We start from the raw sequence: 3,311 nt of genomic DNA on the forward strand, positions 1-3,311 counted from the left end.
TTAAGTCAAAATACTCTAAAACCCCCGCGGGTAATAGCATCTCTACAAGTTTACGAAAGTTCTGATCCACGTGCGTCGTTGGCTAATCTGATGCAAAACAACTATTTTTCTACTAATCCCCCAAGTTTTCAACTTGATCCGCTTTTACCCGCTTTTTCACACTATTTGCGACACGTAATTGACACACGACATGACACACGAAAATTATCTTCTCTTTCCTGAGCGGCCAGCCAGTACTGCATTTTGGCAGAATGACAATAAGGCTGTTGTGTACGAAAAAAAATCTTTCTTTCACTTTTGCTCACTTTCTCGCCATTTTGGAAATGGCTTCAAATCCTTACTGACACGGCATACTATTGGTGCCAATAGTTTCACCTTTAAACATAGTGCGGTATGAATCTATTAAAGCGAAAGAATACAAAAGGTGATAAAACCTATTACTATTATGACTTTGGACGTGGTAAAGGTCAACGCCCTGCCACCGGTGTTTTCGTATATACGAAGCCGAAGGATCAGATACAGAAGAACCACAATAAACAGGCGTTGGCATTACTGGAAGTAAAGAAAAGTCAGGCTATCATCGAGCAGCAATCTATAGGCACCGCCTACATTCCAGCCCATAAGTTTAAAGACAACTTTCTCGATTACTATGAGGAATATGTGAACGCCCATAGGCGTGACGGGAACCGGCATTTGCAGAATAGCCAGAATCAGTTCAGGTTGTTCCTTGATACGGAATTCATTTCTCCTGTTGATGTTACGGAGAATCTCTGCAAGAACTTCCGCCGGTATCTGTTAGATAAATACACCGGTGAAACGCCCTCCGATTACTACACCCGTTTTAAATGGGTATTGACCGCAGCCACTGCTGATGGCTATTTCCGCATAAACCCTACGGGAAAAGTAGCCGCAAAATCTAATCCCAGTGTTAGATTGAAAGAACATTTGGAAGTGCCGGAATATCTGGAATTGCTAAATACACCTTGTACCAATGAAGAAGTAAAAGACGCCTTCATTTTTTGTTGTTACACGGGTTTGCGTTGGGTAGATGTGAAACAATTACGGATGGAGCAGATTAACGGAATTAAACTAACAACGCGGATCATTCAGGCTAAAACAGGTTTGCCCGTTACCCTAAGGTTGCATCCTATTGCGCGTATTATCGTAGGTAAGCGGCGGGAATCTGCCACAGATTTACTTTTCCGGCTACCTACTGCTGATGGGGCAAATAAGGTGCTTGTAAAATGGTTCAGTGCAACTAGTATTGATAAATATATAACGTGGTCTTGTGCCCGATTGAGTTTTGCTATTCTTTTGAAAGATAAGCTGGTGGATGATCCGACAATTGCCTATTTGATGGGACATAGTACAACTAAGCAAGTTCAGAAAACGTACAAGCGCCATCGACCAGCAGATCAGCAAACAACAATTGAGCAACTACCGACACCAGAGTTGTTGCCGTACTTTCTTAATATATGAACATGCGGCCCTTCATTATCCCGTAGCGACCAGCCAATTCACTGCGGAGGTCGGAGAAACGTGTTTGAAAAAAAATACGACCCCGGCTGCGGCAGCCAAAATGTGTACAATGCTCAATGTTATGTAGTGATGACCGGTGAAGTAAAAATGATGCGGGGTGGAGATTTTTTTTCAGTACACCCGAAGGGCAAGCCGTCGCAAAGCAAAGGCGAAGCGTTTCGTAGGCTCGTAGCAGTGAATTATTTTTGAGAAGGGGAAATGAAGGTTATTTGTCTGACTGCTTTTTGCTTTTAGATTTACTATCCTTTTCTATTGCCTTCAATACTTCTGCGTCAGGTATGGCTTCGCAATATGCAATAAATATACTTAGTTTCGTGTTTAGGGCTTCTGCAATGGTTTCTAACGTAGTATACTCCGGGCTTCTCTGTCCCTTTGAAATTCCCTGAATAATTGTATAACTGATACCAGAGCCAGATTCCAGGCCACGCAGACTTTTTACAAGGTTTCTCCCAGCTTCTTTGTCTTTGGCTGCAATATCTTTATTGTTGGCTATCCATTGAAGCAAACCTAATCCCAATCTGTATTTATAAAATTTCTTCCCCTTTTCCATTGAAGTAAAGTGGGAAAATCTAAAAAATATTTTGATACTAGTACGAGTATCAAAACGTTTTTTCCCTTATCTTTATAATATTAGTCCTTTTGAATGGACTTACTATTTCTTTAACTGATAACAATAAAAGCGTATAGTCATGGTATTAAGGCTATTTGTTAATACATCCTAAAGGTGTACTTTAGCAGCTTCAAAAATATTAAGCGTATTGCTTAGTTCTCGGAATCACAAACTACGACAATTGAGACACCGGGGGATCGAGTAAAGCGCTCACGCTATTGGCGTGGGCGTCACTATTCGGTGTCGGGGTGTCGTAGCCCAGTGATTCGGTAGGGACTGTCCACGTCTTTTTTTTGCCCCTACCTTTCTATTCAGCAATACGCCCTCTCAGCTGAAAAATCACTTCTTCAAAGTCTTTAAAAAACCGGTTTCCATAAACCGACCGACACGCTATTGCCCAAACCATAGCAATTAACCTTCACAATTTTAAATCTAGCATTATGAACACACAAAATCTAGTAACGACGCTCCCGGAATGGCATAGTAAACCGTTCCGGTTAACTAAAATTGAAATTTCCCAACCGGCAACCGTGGTAAAAACCTTTATAGAGGACTTTCCATTGCCGCAAATCCGGAAAACTTTTGACGACTGGTTGAGCCGGATTCTAATCAGCAATGCTCCCGATCCACTGAATTATATTTGGTTTCGGGAAGAGCTGGAACGGTTCATGGAGGCGTGCTACATATCTCAAAAGACAAAGAGCAAATCACCTTCCGGATCATCAGCTAAGGACTTTATAGGTTTGCTTGGGCATGAATTAAAAGGGCAGCTTGCCGGAATAATTCAGGCGTTAGATTCTATTCACTCATATAAACAGTCTGATGATTCCTTCTCAAACGAAGCCGCTAGTTACATTGATTATATCAAAATGATAACCCTGAATGCAACTGCTGTTTACGAAAACATGATAGGTTCCTCACCTGCTATGGATGGCAGTCTGAAAATTTCGGAAGAAGAAATGTTAGTTGAGCCGTTTATTCAGTCCTGCATCGACTCGTTTTCTATACTCAGCAACCTGCAAAATGTCCGGATCGAGCGAGATGTCTTTATGCGACCTGGCACAAAAGGTATAATTGATTTTGTAAAGCTCAGGCAGATATTTTCCAATCTCTTACTTAATGCTTTTAAATATGCCCAGCCGGAAAGCTATATCATTGCGCG

The 3,311-nt window shown here is 41.6% G+C and carries 2 protein-coding genes and 1 pseudogene; 2 read left to right on the top strand and 1 reads right to left on the bottom strand.

What is annotated here, in order from left to right; translation table 11 throughout:
* Nucleotides 1-393: 393 nt before the first annotated feature.
* On the top strand, nt 394-1,479 hold the full coding sequence (locus VIP81_RS27500; protein ID WP_331968988.1) for a site-specific integrase: 1,086 nt from the start codon (nt 394-396) through the stop codon (nt 1,477-1,479).
* 265 nt (nt 1,480-1,744) lie between these two features.
* Here VIP81_RS27500 and VIP81_RS27505 read toward each other — a convergent pair whose 3' ends face one another.
* The gene (locus VIP81_RS27505; RefSeq protein ID WP_331968991.1) at nt 1,745-2,089 is read right to left on the bottom strand and encodes a hypothetical protein; all 345 of its coding nucleotides are present in this window, start codon (nt 2,087-2,089) and stop codon (nt 1,745-1,747) included.
* A gap of 500 nt (nt 2,090-2,589) precedes the next feature.
* Here VIP81_RS27505 and VIP81_RS27510 point away from each other — a divergent pair.
* Nucleotides 2,590-3,311, top strand: a pseudogene (locus VIP81_RS27510) (hypothetical protein); the annotation flags it as partial.

It is taken from the genome of Chitinophaga sp., assembly GCF_036566945.1.
In the GTDB taxonomy this organism is placed as follows: Bacteria; Bacteroidota; Bacteroidia; order Chitinophagales; family Chitinophagaceae; genus Chitinophaga.

Bases quoted from the DNA above. Each gene is read 5' to 3' on its own strand.
- VIP81_RS27500 (WP_331968988.1), top strand. From the start codon at position 394: ATGAATCTATTAAAGCGAAAGAATACAAAAGGTGATAAAACCTATTAC.
- VIP81_RS27505 (WP_331968991.1), bottom strand. From the start codon at position 2,089: ATGGAAAAGGGGAAGAAATTTTATAAATACAGATTGGGATTAGGTTTG.